This is a genomic window from Pseudomonas sp. GW821-FHT01D09, assembly GCF_059422465.1.
Genome location: NZ_JBWKWY010000005.1, coordinates 229,071 through 253,900, shown reverse-complemented (window position 1 = coordinate 253,900; position 24,830 = coordinate 229,071). Strand labels below are relative to the sequence as shown.

Genomic DNA, 24,830 nt, shown 5'->3' with positions numbered 1-24,830 from the left:
AGAGTTATTGACCAGGCGCGGTTTGGCGCCAGGCCTGGGAGCGGCGCAACAAGCCGCGTGAGGCCCACGCCAGCAGCAGCGAGACGCCGGCTGACGTGAACAGAATCAGGGTCGACATGGCCGCCGCGCCGCCCACGTTGCCGGCATCGTCCATGTTCAGCACCGCCACCGCCGCGAGGATGGTGTCGGGGCTGTAGAGGAAGATCGCGGCCGATACGGTGGTCATCGCCGAGACAAACAGGTAGCGCAGGATGTCCAACAGCGCCGGCAGGCAGATCGGCACCGTCACCCGCAAAAAGTGGCGGTACAGCGGCGCCTTGAGCGACAGCGCGGCGGCCTCGAACTCGGCGTCGAGTTGGCGCAGGGCGGTGGTGGCGGTCATCTGCGCAGTGGTCAAATAGTGCGCAATGGTGCACACCACCAGCAGTGTCATGGTGCCGTAGAGCACATGCAGCGGGTTGCCGTTGAGGTTGAAAAAGAACACGTAGCCCAGGCCCAGCACCAGGCCCGGCACCGCCATCGGCACAAAGCTGAGCATACGCAGCGCCAGGTTCAAGCCCTTTTGCCCCTTGGTCTTTTCCATCAGGTAAGCGCCGGTAAAGATCAGCACGCTGCCGATCAGGGCGGTGCAGATCGCCATGGTCAGGCTGTTGCGATAGGCCAGCCAGCCGCCGCCGGCGGTGTCGTCGAACTGATAGTGGTTGAGCGACAGCGACAGGTTGTACGGCCAGAACTTCACCAGCGACGAATACACCGCCATGCCGAACACCAACAGCAACACCGCGCAGATCAGCAGCACAATCGCCAGGTAGCAGCCATCCCGCAGGCGCGATGGCGCCGGCTGGAACACCTGGGCACGGCCGCTCATGGCATCGCCATGGCGCCGGCGCAGCCAGGTATCCACGGCAAAACTGAGCAGCGCCGGCAGCAGCAACACCATGCCGATCAAGGCGCCGCGACCGAACTGCTGCTGGCCGACCACGGCCTTGTAGGCTTCCAGCGCCAGCACTTGATAGTCACCGCCCACCACCACCGGTACGCCGAAATCGGTGATGGTCAGGGTGAACACCAGGCAGAACGCGGCGAACACGGCCTGGCGCGTCGCCGGCCAAGTGATGCTGCGAAACGCCCGGGCCGGGCTGGCGCCCATGCTCGACGCCGCGTCGAACAGCCGCGCATCCGCCAGGGACAGCGCCGACAGCAGGATCATCAGCGCATGGGGAAAGGTGTAGATCACTTCACCGAGGACAATGCCCCAGAAACCATAGATGTTGTCTGACAGCAGGCCGCGCAACAGGCCCTGGTTGCCGAACAGGTACACCAGGGCGATGCCCGGCAGCATCGACGGCGCCATCAGCGGCAGCAACGACAGGCCGCGCCAGAGGGGCTTGCCGGGGATCAGCGTGCGTTGCAGGGCGTAGGCAAACAGATAGGCCAGGGGTACGACAATGATCGCAACGCTGAGGGAAACCTTCAGGCTATTGCCCAGCAGCCAATGGAAGTTGGCGCTGGTCAGCAGCTCGCGCGCGGCCACCAGGCCGCCGCCCTGGCCGTCTTCGGCGCTGAAACCGCGCCAGAAGATCGCCAGCAACGGCAGCAATACGGCGATGCTCAACAGGCACAGCAGCAGCAACTTGCCGCCCAGGACAAAAATACGGTCGCCGATTTGCGCACGGGAAACCTGACGGGCCACGCGGCCGGGTATCGGCAGGGTCATATCCGCGGCCATCTCAGGCAAACACCTGCAGGCTGCGCGGCGGCAGTGCCACCCAGATATCCTGGGCGCCCAGGCGCGGCATGGCTTCCGGCGCCAGTTCGGCCAGCAGCGGGTGGCCGGGCAACTGGTTCAGTTCAAAGCTCATGCGGCAACGGTTGCCGAGGAAGGTGATCTCGCGGACCTTGGCCGGGAACAGGTTTTCCTCGTGCGCCGGCGGGTTGATGCTGATCGCTTCCGGGCGGCAGAACAGGCGGCCCGACGCCGCTTTACCACTGTCTTCGGCCAAGCGTACGTTCATCCCGCCGACCTGGGCGTGGCTGGCACTGTTGCGGCTGAACGGCAGCCAGTTGCCCTGGCCGACAAATTCGGCCACGAACGGTGTGGCCGGGCGGTCGTAGATTTCTTGTGGGGTGGCGTACTGCTCGACCTTGCCGTTGTTCATCACGGCGATGCGGTCGGCCATCAACATGGCCTCGTCCTGGTTGTGGGTGACCATCAGGGTGGTGATGCCCAGGCGACGTTGCAGTTGGCGCAGTTCGGTACACAGGTGCTCGCGCACCCGGGCATCGAGGGCTGACATCGGTTCGTCCAGCAGCAACAGCGACGGGGCCGGCGCCAGGGCACGGGCCAGGGCGACCCGTTGCTGCTGGCCGCCGGACAGTTGGCCGGGGTATTTCTTTTCGCTGCCGCTCAGGCCCACCAGCTCCAGCATCTGTGCCACGCGCTTGCGCACTTCATCGCGACCGCTGCCGCTCAGGCCGTAGCCGATATTGGCCTCGACGCTGAGGTTGGGAAACAGCGCGTAGGACTGAAACAGAATGCCGTAGTCCCGCGCCTGAGGCGCCAGTAGGGAAACATCGCGATCCCCCAGGTACAACTCGCCGCTGTCCTGGCGTTCCAAGCCGGCGATGCAGCGCAGCAAGGTGGTCTTGCCACAGCCCGAGGGGCCGAGCAGGCACACCAGTTCACCGGCGGCGACGTCCAGGGACACATGGTCCAGGGCAGTAAAGGCGCCAAAGCGCTTCTGAATACCACGCACCTTCATCGGCGCGCCGGGGTTGAGCTGGACTGTGTGCATGATGGCACCTCATCGAACGGATGAAGGCCATGCTAGGGAGCAAATGCGTCCCTGGTGTGGCAGGAAGGCAAAAGCGGGTGATAGTGGTATTGGTGGATTTGGGTAGGGGTATAGCCTTGGGGTGTTTGGTCTACCGCTATCGCAGGCAAGCCAGCTCCCACATTTGGAGCTGTGAATACCTTCAAGTGTGGGAGCTGGCTTGCCTGCGATGGCGATTTTAAAACCATCAAAAATCTTTCAGAGCGGCGACATTTCCTGCGCCAACCCCAGAAACGCCGCCGGCAACCGCGCACCTTTGCGCTCCTTGAGGCAGTACAGGTACTCAGGAATCTGCGGCGCGTTCTCGATGGTCAGCACCCGCAGCTGCGGGTCATGGGGCACTTCCTGGCGGGCGATGATGCTGATGCCGATATTGCGCAGCACCGCCTCGCGAATCGATTCGCGGCTGCCGATTTCCAGCAGCGGCCCATAACTCACACCGCTGCCCTTGAGCATCTCTTCGGTCAGGCGCCGGGTGGTGGACCCTGCCTCGCGCATCAACAGGGTATGCCCCGCCAGTGCACTGAGCGGCACATGTTCCAGCACGGCCAACGGGTGATTGCGATGCACTGCCAGCACCAGCGGGTCGCTGCCCAGCACCCGGCGGATCAGGCGCGGGTCTTCCAGCAGCTGCGAGGAGGCGGCGACATCCACCCGGTAATCATCCAGGGCTTCGAGGACCTGCTGGGAGTTGCCGATTTCCACCGCCACCTCGACGTGCGGCAGGCGTTCGCGGAAGGTTTTCACCAGGTCGAGGATGTAATACGGCGCAGTCGCGGCGATCCGCAACGTGCCCTGGAGCTGGCCACTGTTGCGCAGAAAAAACTCAATATCCGCTTCCTGCTGCAACAACGCCTTGACCATCGGCAGCAGCCGCGCCCCTTCGTCGCTGACGGTGAGGCGGCGGCCACCGCGATAGAACAGCTCAACTGCGTACTGGCTTTCCAGATGGCGGATCTGGGTGGTCACCGTGGGTTGGCTCAGGCCGAGCTTTTTCGCCGCCTGGGTAATGCTGCCCAGGCGGGCGACCATGTAAAACGCCTTCAGCTCGGCACTCAGCACACCACCCTCTCATCGACTATTTGCGCAACAGGCGCAGACCATTGAACACCACCAGCAAGCTCACGCCCATATCGGCAAACACCGCCATCCACATGGTGGCCATGCCCATGAAGGTGACGACCAGGAAGATCGCCTTGATCACCAACGCCAGGCCGATGTTTTGCTTGAGGATACTCGACGTTTGACGCGACAAGCGTATGAATGCCGGAATCTTGCGCAAATCATCATCCATCAGCGCCACGTCGGCGGTCTCGATGGCCGTGTCGGTGCCCGCGGCGGCCATGGCAAAACCAATCTCGGCGCGAGCCAGGGCCGGGGCGTCGTTGATGCCGTCGCCGACCATGCCGACCCGGTGGTTTTTCCCGTACAGGTCCTCGATAGCCTTGAGCTTGTCGGTGGGCAACAGATCGCCCTGGGCCTCGTCGATGCCCACTTGGGCAGCAATCGCCCGGGCGGTGTGGACGTTGTCGCCGGTGAGCATCAGGGTCTTGATGCCCAGGTCGTGCAACTGCTGGATGGCTTCGCGGCTGCTGTCCTTGACCGTATCGGCCACGGCAAACAGCGCCATTGGGCCGGATTTGTCGAGCAGCAGCACCACGGACTTGCCTTGTTTTTCCAGGGCGAAGAGTTTTTCTTCAAGGGCCGGCGAGCACAGGCCCAGCTCCTCCACCAGGCGGTGGTTGCCCAAGTGGTAGACCTCACCGTTGATCTCGCCGCGTACCCCGCGCCCAGCCAGGGCCTCGAAGTTATCCACAACCCGCAGCGGCAGGTTTTTATCCACCGCGGCATTGGCGATCGCCAGCGACACCGGGTGGTCGGAACGCGCGGCCAGGCTGGCGGCCAAGGCCGGTGCGTGGTCTTCTACGTTGGGGAACAACGCCAGGTAGTCGGTTTGCACCGGCTTGCCGTGGGTGATGGTGCCGGTCTTGTCCAGGGCCAGGTAGTCCAGTTTGTAGCCGGCCTCCAGGTACACGCCGCCCTTGATCAGGATACCTTTGCGCGCGGCAGCCGCCAGGCCGCTGACGATGGTGACCGGGGTGGAAATCACCAGGGCACAAGGGCAGGCAACCACCAACAGCACCAGGGCGCGATAGATCCAGTCGAACCACACGCCACCCATGAACAGCGGCGGGATCACGGCCACGGCCAGGGCAAACAGGAATATCACCGGGGTGTAGATTTTCGAGAAGCTGTCCACAAAGCGCTGGGTCGGTGCCCGCGAGCCCTGGGCCTGTTCCACGGCATGGATGATGCGCGCCAGGGTGGAGTTGTTGGCGGCAGCGGTCACCCGGTATTCCAGGGAACCGGCCTGGTTGATGGTGCCGGCGAAGACTTTATCGCCCACGGTTTTCTCGATCGGCAGGCTTTCGCCGGTGATCGGTGCCTGGTCGATGGTGGACTGGCCGGCGCTGACTTCGCCGTCCAGGCCAATGCGCTCGCCGGGGCGTACCCGCACGATCGCACCCAACTCAATGTTCTTGACCTCCTGTTCGACCCAGCTACCGTCAGCCTGGCGCACCGTGGCCCGTTCCGGGGTCATCTGCATCAAGCCACTGATGGCATTGCGCGCACGGTCCAGGGACTTGGCCTCGATCAACTCGGCCACGGTAAACAGGAACATCACCATCGCCGCTTCCGGCCACTGGCCGATCAGGATCGCACCGGTCACGGCGATGCTCATCAGCGCGTTGATGTTCAGGTTGAGGTTTTTCAGGGCAATCCAGCCCTTTTTGTAGGTGGTGAGGCCGCCACTGAGGATCGACACCAGCGCCACCAGCGCCACCACCCAGGTCGGTGCGGCACTGGTGAAATGGATCACCTCTGCCGCCAGGGCACAAAAGCCAGACAGGGCCAGCGGCCACCAATGCTTCTTGGCCGGTGGTGCGGCGGCCGGCACGCCCTCTTCGATCGGATCGGCCTGCATGCCCAGGGACTTGATGGCCTCGACGATCGGTGCAGTGCTCGGCAGGTCGTGGGTGACACCGAGGATGCGGTTGATCAGGTTGAATTCCAGTTGCTGTACACCGGCCATCTTGCCCAGTTTGTTCTGGATCAGCGTCTGCTCGGTGGGGCAGTCCATGGCTTCGATGCGGAAAGTGCTCAGGCGCGCGTTGGCGCTGGTGGCTTGCGTCAACGTCACCAACGACGGGGCCGCCGCGCCGGAGCAGCAGGAATCGCCGCCGTGATCATGCTTTTTCACAGGCGCAAGCTTTTGCGCGTGATCATGGTGGCTATGATCATGGCTGTGGTCGTGATGGCTATGGTCATGATCATGACCGTGGTCGTGGCTGTGGTCGTGCTTGTGTGGGGTGCGCAGGGAATCGCTCATTGTGTCGCGTCCATAGAGGTGCCTGTTGCCAAGTAAAGACCCTGTAGCCACTATAGGGTCAAGCCCCCTTTTGGAGATTGCTGCGATGAAGATCGGTGAACTGGCAAAACTGACCGAATGCCCGGTGGAAACCATCCGTTATTACGAGAAGGAAGGCCTGCTGCCGCCGCCGGCTCGCAGCGAGGGCAACTACCGCCTGTACACCCAGGCCCACACCGAGCGCCTGACGTTTATCCGCAACTGCCGCAGCCTGGACATGACCCTGGAAGAGATCCGCAGCCTGCTGGGCCTGCGCGACAGCCCCCAGGACCAGTGCGAAAGCGTCAATGCACTGATCGACGAGCATATCCATCACGTCAAGGCGCGGATTGATGGGTTGTTGGCCTTGCAGAAGCAATTGCTCGACCTGCGCCAGCGTTGTGGCGAAGGGCCGGAGATTGAGCAGTGCGGGATCTTGCAGCGCCTGGAGGTCAGTGGGAGTGTGGCGGCCAGTGAGGCGGAGCATTCACATGTGGGTCGTAGTCACGGCCATTAGATAATGGGGTAACTGAGCTGACGCCATCGCAGGCAAGCCAGCTCCTACATGTGCCTGAGTACTCGGTCACATGTGGGAGCTGGCTTGCCTGCGATGCAGACGATGCGGTCTGGACTAGACCGCCATCGGCGCCGTCATCGGCGCATGGTGCTCATAGCCTTCCAGCGAGAAGTCGCCCGGCTCGATCAGCTCCAGCCACTCCGGCTGGTACACCCCGGTCTTGGCAAACTCCGGCACGCGCTCGCTGATCACCAGTTTCGGCGCGGCGAATGGCTCGCGCTTGAGCTGTTCGTTGAGCATGTCCAGGTGGTTTTCGTAGACGTGCGCGTCACCAATGAAATAGGTGAACCAGCGCGGCGTGTAGCCGGTCAGGCGCCCGATCAGGCTCAGCAGCGCGGCGCCTTCGGTGAGGTTGAACGGCGTGCCCAGGCCCAGGTCGTTGGAACGGATGTAGAGGGTCAGGGAGATTTCCTTGGTCTGCACATTCGGGTGGAACTGGTACAGCAGGTGGCACGGCGGCAAGGCCATTTCATCGAGCTGGGCGCAGTTCCAGCCGTGGAACAGGATGCGCCGGCTGCCCGGATCCTTGATGATGGTGTCGACACACTGGCGGATCTGGTCGATGGCCTTGTACAGCACCACGTAGGCCTGGCCGTCTTCCTCGCCTTCGGCGATCTGGCGATAGCCCTGGGCCAGGGTCTGCTCGATGGCCGCCTGGTTGCTCAGCGGGATCTGCTTGTACGCCGGCCATTTGCGCCATTGCACGCCGTAGATCTCGCCCAGGTCGTCCTCGCCCTGGCGGAACGGGTTGGCCAGCCACTGCGCGTTTTCGTTGGCATTCTGGTCCCAGACCTTGCAGCCCAGGGCGCGGAATTCGGCGGCGTTATTCACCCCACGCAAAAAGCCGCACATCTCGCCAATAGCCGATTTGAAGGCCATTTTGCGGGTGGTGATGGCCGGGAAACCTTCCTGCAGGTCAAAGCGCAACATCGCACCGGGGAAGCTGATGGTGTTCACGCCCGTGCGGTTGGCCTGCTTGGTGCCGTTGTTGATGACGTGGGAAACCAGCTCGAGATATTGCTTCATGACATTACCTGTATCGGTGAAGCCGAGGCCCCAAGGCCCCGGCGTTCAAATTTATAGCGCGGTGTTCTTGATCGCCTGCGGGCGGTTGTAAGCCCACCAGAGCATGCCCAGGCCGGCGAGAATCATCGGAATGCTCAGCACCTGCCCCATGGTCAGCCAGCCAAAGGCCAGGTAACCCAGTTGCGCATCCGGCACCCGCACGAACTCGACGATAAAGCGGAAGATCCCGTAGAACAGGGCGAACATCCCCGAAACCGCCATGGTGGGGCGCGGTTTACGCGAGAAGATATAGAGAATCAGGAACAGCGCCACGCCTTCGAGGGCGAACTGGTACAACTGCGACGGATGGCGCGGCAGTTGCGCCGGGTCGCTGAACGGCGGGAACACCATGGCCCACGGCACGTCGGTCGGCTTGCCCCACAATTCGGCGTTGATAAAGTTGCCGATACGCCCGGCCCCCAAGCCAATCGGCACCATCGGTGCGACGAAGTCCATCAACTGGAAGAATGACTTGCCATTGCGCCGGCCAAACCACCAGGCCGCGAGCATCACGCCGATAAAGCCGCCATGGAATGCCATGCCGCCCTTCCACACCTCGAAGATCAGGGTCGGGTTGGCCAGGTACGCGCTCAGGTCGTAGAACAGCACGTAGCCCAGGCGCCCGCCGACGATCACGCCCATCGACATCCAGAACACCATGTCGGAGAGCTTCTCCTTGGTCCAGGTCGGGTCGAAGCGGTTCAGGCGTCGGGAAGCCAACAGCCAGGCGCCGCCGATGCCGATCAGGTACATCAACCCGTACCAGTGGATTTTCAGCGGACCGATGGCCAGGGCCACCGGGTCGATCTGCGGGTAAGGCAGCATTGCGACTCCTCGTTAAATCATTGGTTATTGCGCACGGACCATGCCGGTGGGCGATTAAGCCTGCGTTACAGCAGTTCGATCAAATGAAGAAGTACGCCCCCCACGCCAAGCAGCCTGGCATGTTAACGGATGGGAGGCCTCTGGCCCAACTTCGATACGATGGATAGCCGGCGGTTCTATGGGTAGAGTGGGCAAAACACAAAGGGATCGCCTTATGTGCCTGATTGTTTTCGCCTGGCGGCCGGGCCATGCCCAGCCGCTGATCGTCGCGGCCAACCGTGACGAATTCTACGCCCGGCCCAGCCTGCCCCTGGCCCAGTGGCTGGATGCACCGCAGGTGTATGCCGGCCGCGACCAGGAAGCCGGGGGCACCTGGCTGGGGATTGGCGCCGATGGACGGTTTGCCGCGCTGACCAATATCCGTGACCCGCACCAGCCACCGGCGCGCAAGTCCCGGGGCGAGTTGGTGGCACGCTTTCTCAACGGTTCGCTGCCGGTTGGCGACTATTTAGCCGATGTTAACGGCAGATCCATTGAATATGCCGGCTTCAACCTGCTGATTGGCACGCCTCAAGAGCTATGGCACTACAACGCCCATGAGTCGACGCCTACCCAACTGACGGCCGGGATCTATGGCTTATCCAATGCCGGGCTGGACACGCCATGGCCGAAACTGCTCAAGGCCAAGGCGGCGCTGGCCCACGTGCTGGATGATCCGCAACCGGAAGCCTTGCTGGGTATTTTGAACGACCCGCAGACCGCGCCCTTTGCCGAACTGCCGGATACCGGGGTGGGGTTGGCCACGGAGAGTTTGTTGTCGAGTGTGTTTATCGCCAGCCCCAGTTACGGGACGCGGGCGAGTACCGCGCTGATTGTGCATGCCGATGGCATGCGGCATATGGTCGAGCGCAGTTTTGGCCCCCATGGTGGGCGGCTGGGTGAGGTGGAACTCAAGATCTAACAGCGCCGCAGGTCAACGGTGGGAGCGGGCTTGCCCGCGATAGCATTGGATCAGTCGACATCTTAGTTGACTGACCTACCGCAATCGCGGGCAAGCCCGCTCCCACATTTTTTAGAGGGTTTTTGTCGCGGTCGGATTGATCATCCGCGCCAACCCCAGGCTTTTCAGGGCCAATTGCAGCGAGCTGTGGATAACTTGCGGGTTGTCGATGGTCATCAACTCCGCCAGCAGGTCCTTGGCCTTGCTCAGGTTGATCTGGCGCAGCATCCACTTGACCTTCGGCAGGTTGGTGGCGTTCATCGACAGGCTGTCAAAGCCCATGGCCATCAACAGCACCGCCGCCGCCGGATCACCGGCCATTTCCCCGCAGATACTCACCGGCTTGCCTTCGGCATGGGCGTCGCGCACCACGTTCTGCAAGGCTTGCAGCACCGCCGGGTGCAGGTAGTCGTAGAGGTCGGCCACCCGTGGGTTGTTGCGGTCCACGGCCAGCAGGTATTGGGTCAGGTCGTTGGAGCCCACCGACAGGAAGTCCACCTGCCGCGCCAGTTCCTTGGCCTGGTACACCGCGGCCGGGATTTCGATCATCACGCCAATCGGCGGCATCGGCACGTCGGCGCCTTCGTCGCGCACTTCGCCCCAGGCCCGGTGGATCAGGTGCAGGGCTTCTTCCAGCTCGTGAGTGCCGGAGATCATCGGCAGGAGGATGCGCAGGTTGTTCAGGCCTTCGCTGGCCTTGAGCATGGCGCGGGTCTGGACGAGGAAGATTTCGGGGTGGTCGAGGGTCACGCGGATGCCGCGCCAGCCAAGGAAGGGGTTGTCTTCCTTGATGGGGAAATAAGACAGTGACTTGTCGCCGCCGATGTCCAGGCTGCGCATCGTCACCGGTAACGGATGGAAGGCGGACAGTTGCTCGCGATAAATCGCCAGCTGCTCCTTCTCGCTCGGGAAACGTTGGTTGATCATAAATGGCACTTCGGTGCGGTACAGGCCCACCCCTTCGGCGCCACGTTGTTGAGCACGCGCCACGTCCGCCAGCAGGCCAGTATTGACCAGCAGCGGTACACGGTGGCCGTCGAGGGTCACGCAGGGCAGTTCACGCAGGGCGTCGAGACCCTGGGACAGCTGGCGCTCCTCCTCGACAATTTCGGCGTACTGCTTGCGCAGCACCTCGCTGGGGTTGGTGAACACCTCGCCACGGTGCCCGTCGACGATCATCGCGATACCGTCGACCTTGGAATACGGCAGGTCCACCAGGCCCATCACCGTCGGGATGCCCATGGCCCGGGCCAGGATCGCCACGTGGGAGTTGCCCGAGCCCAACACCGAGACCAGGCCCACCAGTTTGCCTTCTGGCACTTCGCCGAGCATGGTGGCGGTCAGTTCTTCACTGATCAGGATGGTGTTGTCGGGGTACACCAGGTTGGTGCTGCGGTCTTCCTGCAGGTAGGCCAGCAGGCGCCGACCCAGGTCACGCACATCCGAGGCGCGCTCGCGCAGGTAGGCGTCGTCCATCAGTTCAAAGCGGTTGACGTGATCGGTGACCACCTGGCGCAGCGCGCCCTGGGCCCACTGGCCGGTCTTGATCACGGTCTTGACTTCGTTACCCAGGGACGCGTCGTCGAGCATCATCTGGTACACGTCGAACAGCGCCCGTTCTTCGGGGCGCAACTGGGTGGCCAGCTTGGTCGACAGGTTGCGCATGTCGGCGCGCACGCCTTCCAGGGCGGTCTTGAACAGTTTGATTTCCGCGTCGATGTCATCGACGGACTTGTCCGGCACCACATCCAGGTCGGCCGGGGGCAGCATGACCACCGCCGTACCCACCGCGGCGCCCGGTGAGCCCGGCACGCCGACGAACTTGGCCTCCTGGATGCCCTTGCCCTGGCGCCCCAGGCCGCGAATCGAGCCGGTGGCCTCGGCATGGGCGATCACCCCGGCCAGTTGCGCGCTCATGGTCACCAGGAAGGCTTCTTCACCTTCGTCGAACTGGCGGCGTTCTTTCTGCTGGATGACCAACACGCCGACAACGCGGCGGTGGTGGATGATCGGCGCGCCGAGGAATGAGGCATAGCGCTCTTCACCGGTTTCGGCAAAGTAGCGATAACGCGGGTGATCGGCCGCGTTTTCAAGGTTCAGGGGTTCTTCACGCGTCCCCACCAGGCCCACCAGACCTTCATTGGGCGCCATGCTGACCTTGCCGATGGAGCGCTTGTTCAAGCCCTCCGTGGCCATCAGCACAAAACGGTTGGTCTCGGGGTCCAGCAGGTAAACCGAGCAGACCTGGCTGCCCATGGCTTCCTTGACGCGCAACACAATAATCCCCAACGCCGCCTTGAGATCCTTGGCGGAGTTAACTTCCTGGACGATCTTGCGCAGCGTATTGAGCATGGCTCGGGGTCGAACTCCGTCGTCAGTCGCGCGCTAAAAGGCGCGGGGCAAGCTCTTTGAGAGCGCGACGATAAACCTCGCGCTTGAATGTCACCACCTGGCCCAACGGATACCAATAACTGACCCAGCGCCAGCCATCGAACTCCGGTTTACCGGTCAAATCCATCCGCACCCGCTGCTCGTTGGAGATCAGGCGCAGGAGAAACCACTTTTGCTTCTGGCCGATGCACAGCGGTTGGCTGTGGGTACGCACCAGGCGTTGCGGCAAACGATAGCGCAACCAGCCTCGGGTACAGGCCAGAATTTGCACATCTTCGCGCTCCAGGCCGACTTCTTCGTTCAACTCACGGTACAGGGCGTCTTCAGGGGTTTCGTCGGGGTTGATCCCACCCTGGGGAAACTGCCAGGCATCTTGGTTGATTCGGCGAGCCCATAGCACCTGTCCGGCATCATTCGTAAGAATAATCCCGACATTTGGACGGAAACCATCGGGGTCGATCACGGCAACAACCTCGCAAACGCATGTCGCCGCATTGTTCCACAAAGCTTGTTGCAGCGGCAACGAGGCTGCTTACCTTATGTGCACTCTTGTGAAAAGACCGTATTCTGGACGCCTTTTTACAGACTTTTCAGCGAGTAACCGCAATGCGCCTGGCTTTATTCGACTTGGACAACACGCTTTTGGGCGGCGACAGTGACCACGCCTGGGGTGATTACCTGTGTGAGCGCGGCATCCTCGATGCCGTTGCCTACAAGACCCGCAACGACGAGTTCTACCAGGATTACCTGGCCGGCAAGCTGGACAACGCCGCCTACCTGAACTTCAGCCTGGAGATCCTCGGCAGCACCGAAATGGCCCAACTCGACGAATGGCACCGCGACTTCATGCGCGACTGCATCGAGCCGCTGATGCTGCCCAAGGCGGCTGAACTGCTGGCCAGGCACCGCGCCGCCGGTGACACGCTGGTGATCATTACCGCCACCAACCGCTTTGTCACCGCGCCGATTGCCGCACGTTTGGGGGTTGAAACCCTGATCGCCACCGAATGCGAGATGGCCAATGGTCGCTACACCGGACGCAGTACGGATGTGCCGTGCTTCCGTGAAGGCAAGGTGACACGCCTCAAGCGCTGGCTGGAAGAAACCGGGTATAGCCTGGAGGGCAGCTATTTTTACAGCGACTCGATGAACGACCTGCCGCTGCTGGAGCAGGTGACTCACCCGGTGGCGGTGGATCCGGACCCGAATCTGCGGGCCGAGGCCCAGAAGCGTGGCTGGCCGGTGATTAGCCTGCGCGCCTAAATGCTCGTTCCCACGCTCTGCGTGGGAATGCCTCACCGGACGCTCTGCGTCCACTCCTGGGACGCAGAGCGTCCTGGGCTGCGTGACCACGCGGAGCGTGGGAACGATCAGACGGGTTTGGCACCCATCAACCCGGCAATCGCCACGAACCCCACCAGGCTGACAACCGCCAGGGCCAGGGTGAATTTCGCGCTGCCCGTACCGCCCAGCCGCAGGCGATTGAGGCGCACCACCAGCCAGAACCAGGCCAGCGCCGCCACGCTGTAGATCACGCTGGAGCCCAGGATCCAGGTCTGCCCCAAAGGCCAGCCGATCAGGTGCACCAGCCACCAGCCGGTAAACGGCATGCTCACCAGGCTTACGCCCATCAACACCCAGACAAACAGCCATGGCCGGTGCAACGTAACCGCCGGGCCGGCGGCACGCTTGCGCCAGCTCATCACGGCCAGGGCCAGGCCACTGGCCAGCAGCAGCACGGTGGCCACCATGTGGATCGTCTTGAGGGTCGTCAGATATTCCATGCTCTCGATTCCTTAAAGGCCGCCCAATCAGCGTAGTCGCTCAACCGAGGAACAGCTGATAGGCCGGGTTGTCGCTTTCATCCCAGTACGGGTAACCAATTGCTTCCAATGCCGCCGGCACCAGGTGGCGCTCGTTGGCCGGCACTTGCAGCCCGGCCACCACACGGCCGTCGGCCGCGCCGTGGTTGCGATAGTGGAACATCGAGATGTTCCAGCGCCCGCCCAATTTGTTAAGAAAGTTGAACAAGGCCCCCGGACGCTCCGGGAACTCGAAGCGAAACACCACTTCATTGCTGACATGCGCCGCGTGGCCGCCAACCATATGACGGATGTGCAGCTTGGCCAGTTCGTTCTCGGTCAGGTCCAGCACCGGGAAACCCTGCTCGGTGAGGCTGGCGATCAGCGCGCTGCGCGGGTCGGTTTCCGGGTGGGTCTGCACCCCGACAAAAATGTGCGCCTCGCTGCCGGAGTGGTAGCGGTAGTTGAATTCGGTGATCTGGCGCTTGCCCACGGCCTCGCAGAAGGCCTTGAAGCTGCCCGGGCGCTCGGGGATGGTCACGGCAATGATCGCCTCGCGGCCTTCCCCCAGCTCGGCGCGCTCGGCCACATGGCGCAGGCGGTCGAAGTTGACGTTGGCCCCGGAGTCAATGGCGACAAAGGTCTGACCGCTGACGCCACGGGTCTCCACGTACTTCTTGATCCCCGCCACGCCCAGGGCCCCGGCAGGCTCGGTGATGGAGCGGGTGTCGTCGTAGATATCCTTGATCGCCGCGCAGATTTCATCGGTGCTGACGGTGATGACTTCATCGACATAGTCTTTGCAGATATCGAAGGTGTGCTGGCCGATCTGCGCCACGGCCACGCCATCGGCAAAGATCCCCACGGCTGGCAGTACCACCCGCTCACCCGCGGCCATGGCGGCCTGCAGGCAGTTGGAGTCGTCCGGCTCGACACCGATGATCTTGATCTCCGGGCGCAGGTACTTCACGTACGCCGCGATGCCGGCAATCAGGCCGCCACCGCCCACCGGGACGAAAATCGCGTCCAGCGGCCCCGGGTGCTGGCGCAGGATCTCCATCGCCACCGTGCCCTGCCCGGCAATGGTGTGTGGGTCATCGTAGGGGTGAATGTAGACGTAGCCTTTTTCGTCGACCAGTTTCAGCGAATACGCCAGCGCTTCCGGGAAGGAGTCACCGTGCAGCACCACTTTGCCGCCACGGGAGCGCACGCCTTCGACCTTGATCTCCGGGGTGGTCTTGGGCATCACGATGGTGGCCTTGACCCCCAGCACCTTGGCCGCCAGGGCCAGGCCCTGGGCATGGTTGCCCGCCGAGGCGGTGACCACGCCACGCGCACGCTCTTCGGCACTCAGTTGGGTCAGCTTGTTGTAGGCGCCGCGAATCTTGAAGGAGAACACCGGCTGCAAGTCTTCGCGCTTGAGCCAGACCTGGTTGCCCAGGCGCTCGGAGAGCTGGCGGGCGGTCTGCAACGGGGTTTCCACGGCAACGTCGTAAACGCGCGAGGTGAGGATCTTCTTGACGTACTGTTCGAGCATCGGAAAGCATCACTGGGCGGGTTGGGCAGGGCCGAGGAGTCTAACCCGCCTTTTGGCCGGACGACCACACGAATCCAGAGGTTTTGTTGGGTTATACTCGCGCCCCTCTTTACTCCCCGCCCGCTTCGGAGCCCGCATGACCCAGGATCAACTCAAACAGGCAGTGGCCCAGGCCGCCGTCGATTTAATCCTTCCCAAGCTCGACGATAAAAGCATCGTCGGTGTCGGCACCGGCTCCACCGCCAATTGCTTTATCGATGCGCTGGCCCTGCACAAGGGCGCGTTCGACGGCGCCGTGGCCAGCTCCGAAGCCACCGCCGCGCGCCTCAAGGGCCATGGCATCCCGGTGTACGAGCTCAATACCGTGAGCGACCTGGAGTTCTACATCGACGGCGCCGATGAAAGCGACGAACACCTGAACCTGATCAAGGGCGGCGGCGCAGCCCTGACCCGCGAGAAAATCGTCGCGGCCGTGGCCAAGACCTTTATCTGCATCGCCGACGCCAGCAAGCTGGTGCCGGTACTGGGCAACTTCCCGCTGCCGGTGGAGGTGATCCCCATGGCCCGCAGCCACGTGGCCCGCGAGCTGGTGAAACTGGGCGGCGACCCGGTGTACCGCGAAGGCGTGTTGACCGATAACGGCAACATCATCCTCGACGTGTTCAACATGCAGATCACCAACCCGGTGGAACTGGAGACCCAGATCAATGCGATCGTCGGCGTGGTCACCAATGGCTTGTTTGCGGCACGGCCTGCCGACGTGCTGCTGCTGGGGACCGCCGAAGGCGTGAAAACCCTCAAGGCCTGATGCTGTATGTGGGAGCTGGCTTGCCTGCGATGCGAGCGATTCGGTCTTTCAGCAAGACCGAGTTGATGCTATCGCAGGCAAGCCAGCTCCCACACTTGACCGAGTTTTACCCGACAAACATGTAACAAAAACGCTACTTTTCGCAGCATTCCCTCCCCCGCCCGCCCCAATTTGTGCGCCAAGTCACGGCATCCCCTGCCGCATCTGGTATCAAATCCGTTACAACTTATAGCCAGGCGACCCCCACGGCCAACAACGCGCCAATTCGCGACCGCCCCATGGAATGAGGCGCGCATTGTGCAATCGGTCCCGCCGAGCGACTCCCTCCATCACCCCAAGGAAGACTTTGTGATCAAACCCCTCGCCCTCGCTGTCAGCGTTGCCTGTGCCCTGCTGTCGACTCAATCCCATGCCTACGACTATGGCGAGCACGCCAATGTCACCCTGGAAAAGCTGATCACCGACTACCCCGGCCGCTACCGCGGCACGGCCAACTTCGCCGGGGCCGCCGACTGGATGCAGAGCCAGATGGGCAGCGCCTATAACATCAGTCGCCAGGACTTCACTTGGAACGCCGGCAGCCGCGCCTCGCAGAACGTGGTGGCCTACGCCGCCGGCACCAAACCGCAGTACGTGGTGATTGGCGCGCACTTCGATACCTACTTCGGCCGCCCGGCCCTGCAGGGCCTGGACGACAACGGTTCCGGCGCCAGCGTGCTGACTGAAGTGGCGAAAAACCTCGGTGGCCTGCAACTGGAAAACGGCTTGCAGATCGTCGGCTTCGGCGCCGAAGAGGAAGGCTTGCGTGGCTCCAAGGCGTTTGTGGAGTCGTTGAGCGCCAGCCAGCGCGCCAACATGCTGGCCATGATCAACCTCGACAGCCTGATCACCGGCGACAAGATGTACGCCCACGCGGGCCAGAACAGCACGGCCAACCCGGCCCTGGCGGCGTTGCGCGAACACACGTTGCAGATCGCCAGGGAGTTGAACATCAACCTGTTCACCAACCCCGGCCTGGACCCGCAATACCCCGCCGGCACCGGTTGTTGCAGTGATGGCGAGGCCTTCGAGCCGCTGAACATTCCCATCCTGTATATCGAAGCCACCAACTGGGAACTGGGTGCCCTGGACGGCTACACCCAGACCGACAACCCGGCGATCCCCGGCGGCTCGACCTGGCACGACCCCAACGAAGATAACAAGACGGTCCTGACCAATGCCTTCGGCCAGGAGCGCATCGACCAGCGCCTGCGCGACTATTCGCGTCTGCTCAGCCGCCTGGTGCTGGAGCTGACCAATGCCGACTTGATGGCCTCTACCACCTCGGGCGGCGCGGTTGCACGCAATATGCAGGACAACCTGCAGCGCCAGCACCAGGCCATGGTGCGCCTGCACGACCGGCGCTGGCTGACCCTGCAATCGGCCAGCCGTGAAGTGGGCAGCTTCGATGGCGAGATCGGCGTGGACGGCGAATACAACCCCGACAGCGGCTTCGACACCGCCCCCAACCCCGAGGCCCGGCGCCTGGGCCTGCATGCCCTGGGCGACTATCAACTGAGCAGCAGCCTGAATATCGGCGCCAGCCTCAGCTACCTCAACGGCCGCGACAAGCTGGAGCACCGTGGCAAGCTGCAAAGCGACACCTGGCAAGCCGCGGTCTACGCCCTGTTGAGCGATGGCGGCCCGACCTGGCTGGCCGGCGACCTGAGCGTGGGCCACAGCCGCTTCGATTCCAAGCGCAACCTGCTGATCCAGGCCAACGGCGGCCCCGTGCTGCTTAACCAGCAGTTGACTGGCGAGACCGATGCCCTGTCCCTGGGGGCCCGGGTGCTCGGCGGTTATGACTTCGACCTGGGCGCGATCAAGACCGGGCCGTTTGCCGGGCTCGATTACAACCACTCGCGCATCGACAAGTTCCACGAGAAGCAGAACCTGCGCACCGCCCTTGAGTATGAAGAACAATCCTTCGATTCCCTGGAAGCCAGCCTCGGCTGGCGCGTACGCGGCGCGGTAACCCTGCCTTACGGCCTGAGCCTGATGCCCTACGGCGACATCGCCTGGGTCAAGGAATTGGCCGACGGCCGCCTGGACGACCTGGACCTGACTGCACGAGCTGATGGCCAGGTGCGCACTGCGCGCCTGGGTTCAATAGACAAGAGTTTTGGCCGCGCGCAGGTCGGCAGCCAATTGGCGATCACCCCGCAGCTTGGGGTGTACGCCGAGGTGAATGGCCGCCTGGGCCATGCCGAAGGCAGCCAGACCGGCTATTCGCTAGGTGTGCAGTGGATGTTCTGACCCGTACCTACAAAGGGCCGGGGGTTTTCTTGAAGACGTAGAACAGGTTCGGCTCGCTGACCAGGTACAACGCGCCATCGTCATCCATGGCAATACCCTCGGCCTGGGGCACGCGCTTTTTCAAGCCATGGCGCCCCTTGAGCAGTGACAGGCTGCTCAAGGGGCGGCCATCGATATCCAGTTCCAGCACCAGGTACGACTCATCGGACAGCGCCAGCAAATGGCCGCTGCGCTCATCGTATTGCAGGCTGGACAGGTCGCGTACAAACAGCCCGGCATCACGCCGGGGGTTGTTGACCACGTGGACCGAGTAGGTTTTTTCTGGCTTGAAATGGGGAAACCCGTGCACTTCGTAGATCAACATCGGGTCCCGCTCCTTGGCGACAAACAGGCGCTTGCCCACCGAGTCATAGGCCAGCCCTTCAAACCCTTTATTGCCTTTGAGGTGCACACCCAGGGTCATCTGCTCGGCCTCGGCCGCGTCGAGGAACTGCGTGTCGTCCTCCAGGTGGATCTTGATCAAGCGCTGCTGGCGTTCATCGCTGATCACATAAGTGTTCTCGCTGATAAACTCCACCGCTTCGGCATCGCCAAACCCCACCAGGTTAATCCGCCGCAGGATCTTGCCCTCCAGGGACAACTCGACCAGTTCGGCATTTTGATTGGTCACGGTAAACAGGCTCTTGCGTACCGGGTCGTAGGTCAGCGCCGAGACATCATCATCCAGGCCCTCAATCACCTGCGCCTCCAGCACCACCTGATAATCCGCCAGGCCAATGGAGCGCTCGTCCGCCGGTTGGCGCCAGGCCTGCCAGTTGAACCAGGCGCGCTCGAATAAACGAAATTGCTGCGCGACTACCCCCACGGCAACCAAGGCGATCAGCAGCAAGATAAGCAGGGCAGGTTTGGGGCGGGTCAATCGACGCATGGGGGCTGGCTCAAAGTCAAAACTGGCAAATGAATATCACAGCCGCCTGAATTTAAACTTAAACACCGCTCAGTGTCTGGGGAATGCCGCGCATAGAGAAGAATCCGACGTATAAGTCGGCTATTTCTGCCTCTCGAAGCGATAGAACAGATTGGGCTCGCTGACCATGTACAACGTGCCGTTTTCGTCCATGGTCACGCCTTCGGCGCGGGGGATGGTGTTTTTCAGGCCATTGAAACCGCCAAGCACGGTCATGAAGCTGACTTGCTCGCCTTTTTCGTCCAGTTCCAGCAGCAGATGGGAGTCGGCGGACAAGACCAACAGGTGGCCAGTGCGCGGGTCGACGCTCAGGGCCGAGAGGTTGCGGATATCCAGCTCGGAGCTGGGCAATGTCTGCTTGTCGCCGGCCAGGGCCTGGCCGCCGTCGCTGTGCCAGGTAAACAGCTGCGCCGGGCGCTCAATGCCCAACACCAGTTGTTGATTGCGCTTGTCCCAGGTGACAGCCTCGAACGCCTTGTTCTGCTCCTTGGAGGGGCCCAGGTCGTAGCTTGGGAAGTCAGCGAAGGCCAGTTGCCGCGTATCGGCATCGACCTTGACCAGGGTCACGTTGTGCCTGCGCTCATCCACGATGGCCAGCACGCCGTTTTCCATCACCGTCACGCCTTCCGGGTTGCTCCAGCCCACCAGGGGTATCTTGCGCAGCACATCGCCCTGCAGGCTCAGTTCCACCAGGAATGGGTTGCGGCCCATGACCGCGAACAGGGTCTTGGTCCTTGGGTCGTAGGCCAAGTCCGAAGCTTCATCCTTTTCCATGCCGGGCAGCGGCTTGGCATCGATCACGGCCTGGTAATCCGGGAGCCAGACACTCTCCTGGCGCTCGACCGGGCTTTCAAAACGCTCCAACACCCATAACGCGCCCCGGTCATCCCAGTGCATCAACCAGGCAATGCCATACATCAGCGCCCCCGCCAGGCACAGCCAGGAATACCAGCGCATGTGCAAGCGCGAACGAAGCGTGGGTTTCACAGAAGGGAGAGGCACGGCCATGGAGGCATTCCAGATAATCGGCTGTAGGTGATAGCCCAGGCTCAGAACGCCTACGTGCCATATGCCCGAGGATTATCCAGATGACGTGTGAAAAAAATGCAAAACCCCGATTTTGGGGTGTATGCAAATTAACTGTGGGAGCTGGGCTTGTGTGGGAGCTGGCTTGCCTGCGATAGCATCACCGCGGTGTGCCTGATACACCACGGTGCTTGCATCGCAGGCAAGCCAGCTCTCACACAAGCCAGCTCCTACATAAGTAAGGGCGTTAGCGTACGAAGCTCTCGAAGCGGCTCACGCCCGGCAGTTCCAGCACCAGCTCATCGCCCACTTCCAGCGGCCCCACGCCGACAGGCGTGCCGGTGAGGATCACATCACCGGCCTGCAACGAGAAGCAGCCCGCCATATGCTGGATCATCGGCACAATCGGGTTGAGCATCTGCGCGCTGCTGCCGTCCTGGCGCACCTGGCCATTGATGGTCAGGCGAATGCCAATCTCGGCCAGGTCCGGGAAGGTGCTGCCGACCACGAACGGGGCAATCACCGCCGCACCGTCGAAGGACTTGGCGATTTCCCATGGCAGGCCCTTGGCCTTCAGCTCGGCTTGCTTGTCGCGCAAGGTCAGGTCCAGGGCCGGGGCGAAGCCGGAGATGGCGTCCAGCACTTCTTCACGGCTCGGGGTTTTCGACAAAGGCTTACCGATCAGCACCGCGATTTCCGCCTCGTAATGCACCGAGCCACGCTCGGCCGGAATGGCAAAACCGCCTTCCAGGGGCACCACGCAGCTGCCCGGCTTGATAAACAGCAGGGGCTCGGTCGGCACCGGGTTGTCCAGCTCCTTGGCGTGCTCGGCGTAGTTGCGCCCGATGCAGACCACTTTGCCCAGTGGAAAGTGGATGTTGGTGCCGTCGACGTACTTGTGCTGATAGCTCATGGGCCACTTCCTCTTGCGTGATGGTTAAACAGCGAAGATCTTGCCCGGGTTCATGATCCCGTTGGGGTCGAACACGGCTTTCACTGCCTTCATGTAGTCGATTTCAACCGGGGAGCGGCTGTAGGTCAGGTAATCACGCTTGGTCATGCCTACGCCGTGTTCGGCGGAGATCGAGCCGTTGTACTTCTCGACGGTCTCGAACACCCACTTGTTGACGGTGGCACACTTGGCGAAGAACTCATCCTTGGACAGGTTTTGCGGCTTGAGGATGTTCAAGTGCAGGTTGCCGTCACCGATGTGGCCGAACCAGACGATCTCGAAGTCCGGGTAGTGTTTGCCGACAATCGCATCGATTTCCTTGAGGAATGCCGGCACTTTCGACACGGTGACCGAAATGTCGTTCTTGTACGGCGTCCAGTGGGAGATGGTCTCGGAGATGTACTCGCGCAGCTTCCACAGGTTGTGCAACTGGGTTTCGCTCTGGCTCATCACGCCATCGAGCACCCAGCCCTGCTCGACACAGTGCTCGAAGGTTTCCAGGGCGTGGTTGGCCACTTCTTCGGTGGTGGCTTCAAATTCCAGCAGGGCGTAGAACGGGCAATCGGTCTCGAACGGCGCCGGTACATCGCCACGGGCCATGACCTTGGCCAGGGCCTTGTCGGAGAAGAACTCGAAGGCGGTCAGGTCCAGCTTGCCCTGGAATGCATGCAGCACCGGCATGATCGAGTCAAAGTCGGCGGTGCCCAGGACCATGGCAGTGAGGTTTTTAGGGGCCCGGTCCAGGCGCATGGTGGCCTCGACCACAAAGCCCAGGGTGCCTTCGGCGCCGATAAACAGCTGGCGCATGTCGTAGCCGGTGGCGTTCTTGATCAGGTCGCGGTTGAGTTCCAGCACATCGCCCTTGCCGGTGACGACCTTCATGCCCGCCACCCAGTTGCGGGTCATGCCGTAGCGAATCACCTTGATCCCGCCGGCATTGGTGCCGATATTGCCGCCAATCTGGCTGGAGCCGGACGAGGCGAAGTCCACCGGGTAGTACAGGCCGTTTTCTTCGGCGATGTTCTGCAATTGCTTGGTGACCACGCCCGGCTGGCACACGGCGGTGCGGTCGGTGAGGTTCACGTCGAGAATCTGGTTCATGTAGTCGAACGACACCACCACTTCGCCATTGGCCGCCACCGCAGCCGCCGACAAGCCGGTACGCCCACCGGACGGCACCAGCGCCACCTTGTGTTCATTGGCCCAACGGACAATGGCCTGTACCTGCTCAATGGTCTTGGGGAAGACGATGGCGGTCGGCGCGGGGGCGAAGTGCTTGGTCCAATCCTTGCCGTAAGCCTCCAGGGAGTCTGCATCGGTCAGCACTTTGCCGGGCTCAACCAGGGTCTTTAGCTCATCAATCAGGGCAGGATGGGTCATCGACAGAACTCTCGAACAATTCATGGTCATCCTGAGAACGCTTCACGTCGCAGGAATGAGTGTTTAGCGGGGCGCGTATGCTAGCATACCGCCCCCGCAGGACAGAGCCCAAGGGCGTTTCTGCGGTGACGGCTTTCCTGCCGTCCGGGTCAGCTTAAACGATCCGATTCCCTGCCATTTTTCTCCGGGACACAGGTTTACGCAGATGAGCAAGACTTCTCTCGATAAGAGCAAGATCAAGTTCCTTCTTCTGGAAGGCGTCCACCCATCGGCCGTCGACGTCCTAAAGGCCGCCGGGTACACCAGCATTGAGTACATCACCAGTTCTCTGCCGGAATCCCAGCTCAAGGAAAAGATCGCCGACGCGCACTTTATCGGCATTCGCTCCCGCACCCAGCTGACCGAAGAGGTCTTCGACCACGCCAAGAAGTTGGTGGCGGTCGGCTGTTTCTGCATCGGCACCAACCAGGTCGACCTCAATGCGGCGCGCGAGCGCGGTATCGCGGTGTTCAACGCCCCGTACTCCAACACCCGTTCCGTGGCGGAGCTGGTGTTGGCGGAAGCGATCCTGTTGCTGCGTGGCATCCCTGAGAAAAACGCTTCCTGCCACCGTGGCGGCTGGATCAAAAGCGCGGCCAACTCCTTTGAAATCCGCGGTAAGAAGCTGGGTATCGTCGGTTACGGCTCGATCGGTACCCAGTTGTCGGTACTGGCTGAAGGCCTGGGGATGCAGGTGTTTTTCTACGACACCCTGACCAAGCTGCCGCTGGGCAACGCCACCCAGGTGTCGAGCCTGACCGAACTGCTGGGCATGTCCGATATCGTGACCCTGCACGTGCCGGAAACCGCTGAGACCCAGTGGATGATCGGCGAGAAGGAAATCCGCGCCATCAAGAAGGGCGGGATCCTGATCAACGCCGCGCGCGGCACCGTGGTCGAGCTGGACGCCCTGGCCGACGCGATCAAGGACAAGCACCTGATCGGCGCCGCCATCGACGTGTTCCCGGTGGAACCGCGCTCCAACGACGACATCTTTGAGAGCCCGCTGCGTGGCCTGGACAACGTGATCCTGACCCCGCACATCGGCGGTTCCACCGCTGAAGCCCAGGCCAACATCGGCCTGGAAGTGGCAGAAAAGCTGGTCAAGTACAGCGACAACGGTACGTCGGTGTCCTCGGTCAACTTCCCGGAAGTGGCCCTGCCGGCTCACCCTGGCAAGCACCGCCTGCTGCACATCCACCAGAACATTCCTGGCGTGATGATGGAGATCAACAAGGTCTTCGCGGAAAACGGCATCAACATCTCCGGTCAGTTCCTGCAGACCAACGAGAAGGTCGGCTACGTGGTGATCGACGTCGATGCCGAGTACTCGGACCTGGCGCAAGAAAAGCTGCAGCACATCAGCGGTACTATTCGTAGCCGCGTGCTGTTCTAAAGCTTCAAGTGTGTACGAAAAAGGGAGCCCCGCGGGGCTCCCTTTTTTCGTCTGAACAAATCTTACTTCACGGTAATCGTAATCACTTTTGAGGCTACAGTAGGCTCGAACTGACGATGCAGGTTATCGCCCGCCAGCAGTTGCAGAGTGTGCTTGCCCGGGGCCAGGGTCAGTTCGGTCTTGGTTTGTGCCTTGCCGAAATGGATCACGGTCGCAGTGGCCGGGATCGGCTGGCTTGGGTCAGGCAGTTGCGTCTGGTCGATCAGCAGGTGGTGATGGCCGGCACCTGGCACCTGTTTGTCGATGGGCTCCAGGTCCATGCCCTTGATGCCAAACTCGACGGTAAAGGTCTTGTCGACGGTGGCGCCGTCCTTGGGCGAGACAATGGACACTTCAGCCCCCTTGGGTGCCGGTGTACGTGGGATATCGGCCGCCGAGGCCAGCATGGAAGCCCCCAGCAAAAGACTGGCCAGGGTTGCACGAGACAAAATGGCTTTCATTAACTTCTCCAGTTTTTCTGTGAAATC

At 62.1% G+C, this 24,830-nt stretch carries 21 protein-coding genes; 6 read left to right on the top strand and 15 right to left on the bottom strand.

Annotated elements, in window-relative coordinates:
- Positions 1-4: 4 nt before the first annotated feature.
- From AC07W7_RS08340 to AC07W7_RS08325, 4 genes are all read right to left on the bottom strand, one after another.
- Entirely contained in the window at positions 5-1,729 is a 1,725-nt protein-coding gene (locus tag AC07W7_RS08340; protein ID WP_495039079.1) for a putative 2-aminoethylphosphonate ABC transporter permease subunit, read from the bottom strand.
- A gap of 1 nt (position 1,730) precedes the next feature.
- Positions 1,731-2,795 carry a putative 2-aminoethylphosphonate ABC transporter ATP-binding protein gene (locus tag AC07W7_RS08335; RefSeq protein WP_495039078.1) on the bottom strand — a complete coding sequence of 355 codons (1,065 nt, stop codon included), beginning with the start codon at positions 2,793-2,795 and terminating at the stop codon, positions 1,731-1,733.
- A gap of 237 nt (positions 2,796-3,032) precedes the next feature.
- The gene (locus tag AC07W7_RS08330) at positions 3,033-3,896 is read right to left on the bottom strand and encodes a LysR family transcriptional regulator (RefSeq protein ID WP_169900903.1); all 864 of its coding nucleotides are present in this window, start codon (positions 3,894-3,896) and stop codon (positions 3,033-3,035) included.
- A gap of 16 nt (positions 3,897-3,912) precedes the next feature.
- Positions 3,913-6,225, bottom strand: a complete 2,313-nt coding sequence (locus AC07W7_RS08325) for a heavy metal translocating P-type ATPase (RefSeq protein ID WP_495039077.1) — start codon at positions 6,223-6,225, stop codon at positions 3,913-3,915.
- A gap of 85 nt (positions 6,226-6,310) precedes the next feature.
- Here AC07W7_RS08325 and cadR point away from each other — a divergent pair, with 85 nt between their 5' ends.
- Positions 6,311-6,760 carry a Cd(II)/Pb(II)-responsive transcriptional regulator gene (gene cadR / locus AC07W7_RS08320; RefSeq protein WP_076963123.1) on the top strand — a complete coding sequence of 150 codons (450 nt, stop codon included), beginning with the start codon at positions 6,311-6,313 and terminating at the stop codon, positions 6,758-6,760.
- 114 nt (positions 6,761-6,874) lie between these two features.
- On the opposite strand, the gene AC07W7_RS08315 is transcribed toward cadR, so the two are convergent.
- A complete protein-coding gene (locus AC07W7_RS08315) occupies positions 6,875-7,846 on the bottom strand; it encodes a thymidylate synthase (protein ID WP_076963122.1) in 972 nt (323 codons plus the stop codon).
- Between the two features lie 51 nt (positions 7,847-7,897).
- Positions 7,898-8,710, bottom strand: a complete 813-nt coding sequence (gene lgt / locus AC07W7_RS08310) for a prolipoprotein diacylglyceryl transferase (RefSeq protein ID WP_032858860.1) — start codon at positions 8,708-8,710, stop codon at positions 7,898-7,900.
- A 214-nt stretch (positions 8,711-8,924) separates the two neighbouring features.
- On the opposite strand from lgt, the gene AC07W7_RS08305 reads away from it, so the two are divergent.
- A complete protein-coding gene (locus tag AC07W7_RS08305; RefSeq protein WP_495039076.1) occupies positions 8,925-9,671 on the top strand; it encodes an NRDE family protein in 747 nt (248 codons plus the stop codon).
- Positions 9,672-9,782: 111 nt separating this feature from the next.
- Here AC07W7_RS08305 and ptsP read toward each other — a convergent pair whose 3' ends face one another.
- The gene (gene ptsP / locus AC07W7_RS08300; RefSeq protein ID WP_099168596.1) at positions 9,783-12,062 is read right to left on the bottom strand and encodes a phosphoenolpyruvate--protein phosphotransferase; all 2,280 of its coding nucleotides are present in this window, start codon (positions 12,060-12,062) and stop codon (positions 9,783-9,785) included.
- Between the two features lie 22 nt (positions 12,063-12,084).
- A complete protein-coding gene (locus AC07W7_RS08295) occupies positions 12,085-12,564 on the bottom strand; it encodes an RNA pyrophosphohydrolase (RefSeq protein WP_003176750.1) in 480 nt (159 codons plus the stop codon).
- Between the two features lie 143 nt (positions 12,565-12,707).
- Between AC07W7_RS08295 and AC07W7_RS08290 the strand changes: the two genes are divergently transcribed.
- A complete protein-coding gene (locus tag AC07W7_RS08290; protein ID WP_495039075.1) occupies positions 12,708-13,364 on the top strand; it encodes a histidinol-phosphatase in 657 nt (218 codons plus the stop codon).
- Positions 13,365-13,471: 107 nt separating this feature from the next.
- Here AC07W7_RS08290 and AC07W7_RS08285 read toward each other — a convergent pair whose 3' ends face one another.
- A complete protein-coding gene (locus tag AC07W7_RS08285; RefSeq protein WP_495039074.1) occupies positions 13,472-13,885 on the bottom strand; it encodes a DUF2269 family protein in 414 nt (137 codons plus the stop codon).
- A 40-nt stretch (positions 13,886-13,925) separates the two neighbouring features.
- Positions 13,926-15,440, bottom strand: a complete 1,515-nt coding sequence (gene ilvA / locus AC07W7_RS08280; RefSeq protein WP_197881431.1) for a threonine ammonia-lyase, biosynthetic — start codon at positions 15,438-15,440, stop codon at positions 13,926-13,928.
- A 136-nt stretch (positions 15,441-15,576) separates the two neighbouring features.
- On the opposite strand from ilvA, the gene rpiA reads away from it, so the two are divergent.
- On the top strand, positions 15,577-16,248 hold the full coding sequence (gene rpiA / locus AC07W7_RS08275) for a ribose-5-phosphate isomerase RpiA (RefSeq protein WP_495039073.1): 672 nt from the start codon (positions 15,577-15,579) through the stop codon (positions 16,246-16,248).
- A 348-nt stretch (positions 16,249-16,596) separates the two neighbouring features.
- The gene (locus tag AC07W7_RS08270; RefSeq protein WP_495039072.1) at positions 16,597-18,543 is read left to right on the top strand and encodes an autotransporter domain-containing protein; all 1,947 of its coding nucleotides are present in this window, start codon (positions 16,597-16,599) and stop codon (positions 18,541-18,543) included.
- 7 nt (positions 18,544-18,550) lie between these two features.
- Here AC07W7_RS08270 and AC07W7_RS08265 read toward each other — a convergent pair whose 3' ends face one another.
- The 4 genes from AC07W7_RS08265 to AC07W7_RS08250 form a co-directional block, all read right to left on the bottom strand.
- Positions 18,551-19,471, bottom strand: coding sequence for an SdiA-regulated domain-containing protein (locus tag AC07W7_RS08265; RefSeq protein WP_495039071.1), 921 nt, complete (start codon positions 19,469-19,471; stop codon positions 18,551-18,553).
- 120 nt (positions 19,472-19,591) lie between these two features.
- Positions 19,592-20,518 carry an SdiA-regulated domain-containing protein gene (locus tag AC07W7_RS08260; RefSeq protein ID WP_099168592.1) on the bottom strand — a complete coding sequence of 309 codons (927 nt, stop codon included), beginning with the start codon at positions 20,516-20,518 and terminating at the stop codon, positions 19,592-19,594.
- 265 nt (positions 20,519-20,783) lie between these two features.
- Positions 20,784-21,449 carry a fumarylacetoacetate hydrolase family protein gene (locus tag AC07W7_RS08255; RefSeq protein WP_495039070.1) on the bottom strand — a complete coding sequence of 222 codons (666 nt, stop codon included), beginning with the start codon at positions 21,447-21,449 and terminating at the stop codon, positions 20,784-20,786.
- 24 nt (positions 21,450-21,473) lie between these two features.
- Positions 21,474-22,868, bottom strand: a complete 1,395-nt coding sequence (locus tag AC07W7_RS08250; RefSeq protein ID WP_495039069.1) for an FAD-binding oxidoreductase — start codon at positions 22,866-22,868, stop codon at positions 21,474-21,476.
- 205 nt (positions 22,869-23,073) lie between these two features.
- On the opposite strand from AC07W7_RS08250, the gene serA reads away from it, so the two are divergent.
- Positions 23,074-24,303 carry a phosphoglycerate dehydrogenase gene (gene serA, locus AC07W7_RS08245; RefSeq protein ID WP_076963666.1) on the top strand — a complete coding sequence of 410 codons (1,230 nt, stop codon included), beginning with the start codon at positions 23,074-23,076 and terminating at the stop codon, positions 24,301-24,303.
- 62 nt (positions 24,304-24,365) lie between these two features.
- Here serA and AC07W7_RS08240 read toward each other — a convergent pair whose 3' ends face one another.
- Positions 24,366-24,803 (bottom strand): DUF4399 domain-containing protein, encoded by a 438-nt coding sequence (locus tag AC07W7_RS08240; protein WP_076963665.1) that lies wholly within the window; start codon positions 24,801-24,803, stop codon positions 24,366-24,368.
- Between the last annotated feature and the right edge of the window lie 27 nt (positions 24,804-24,830).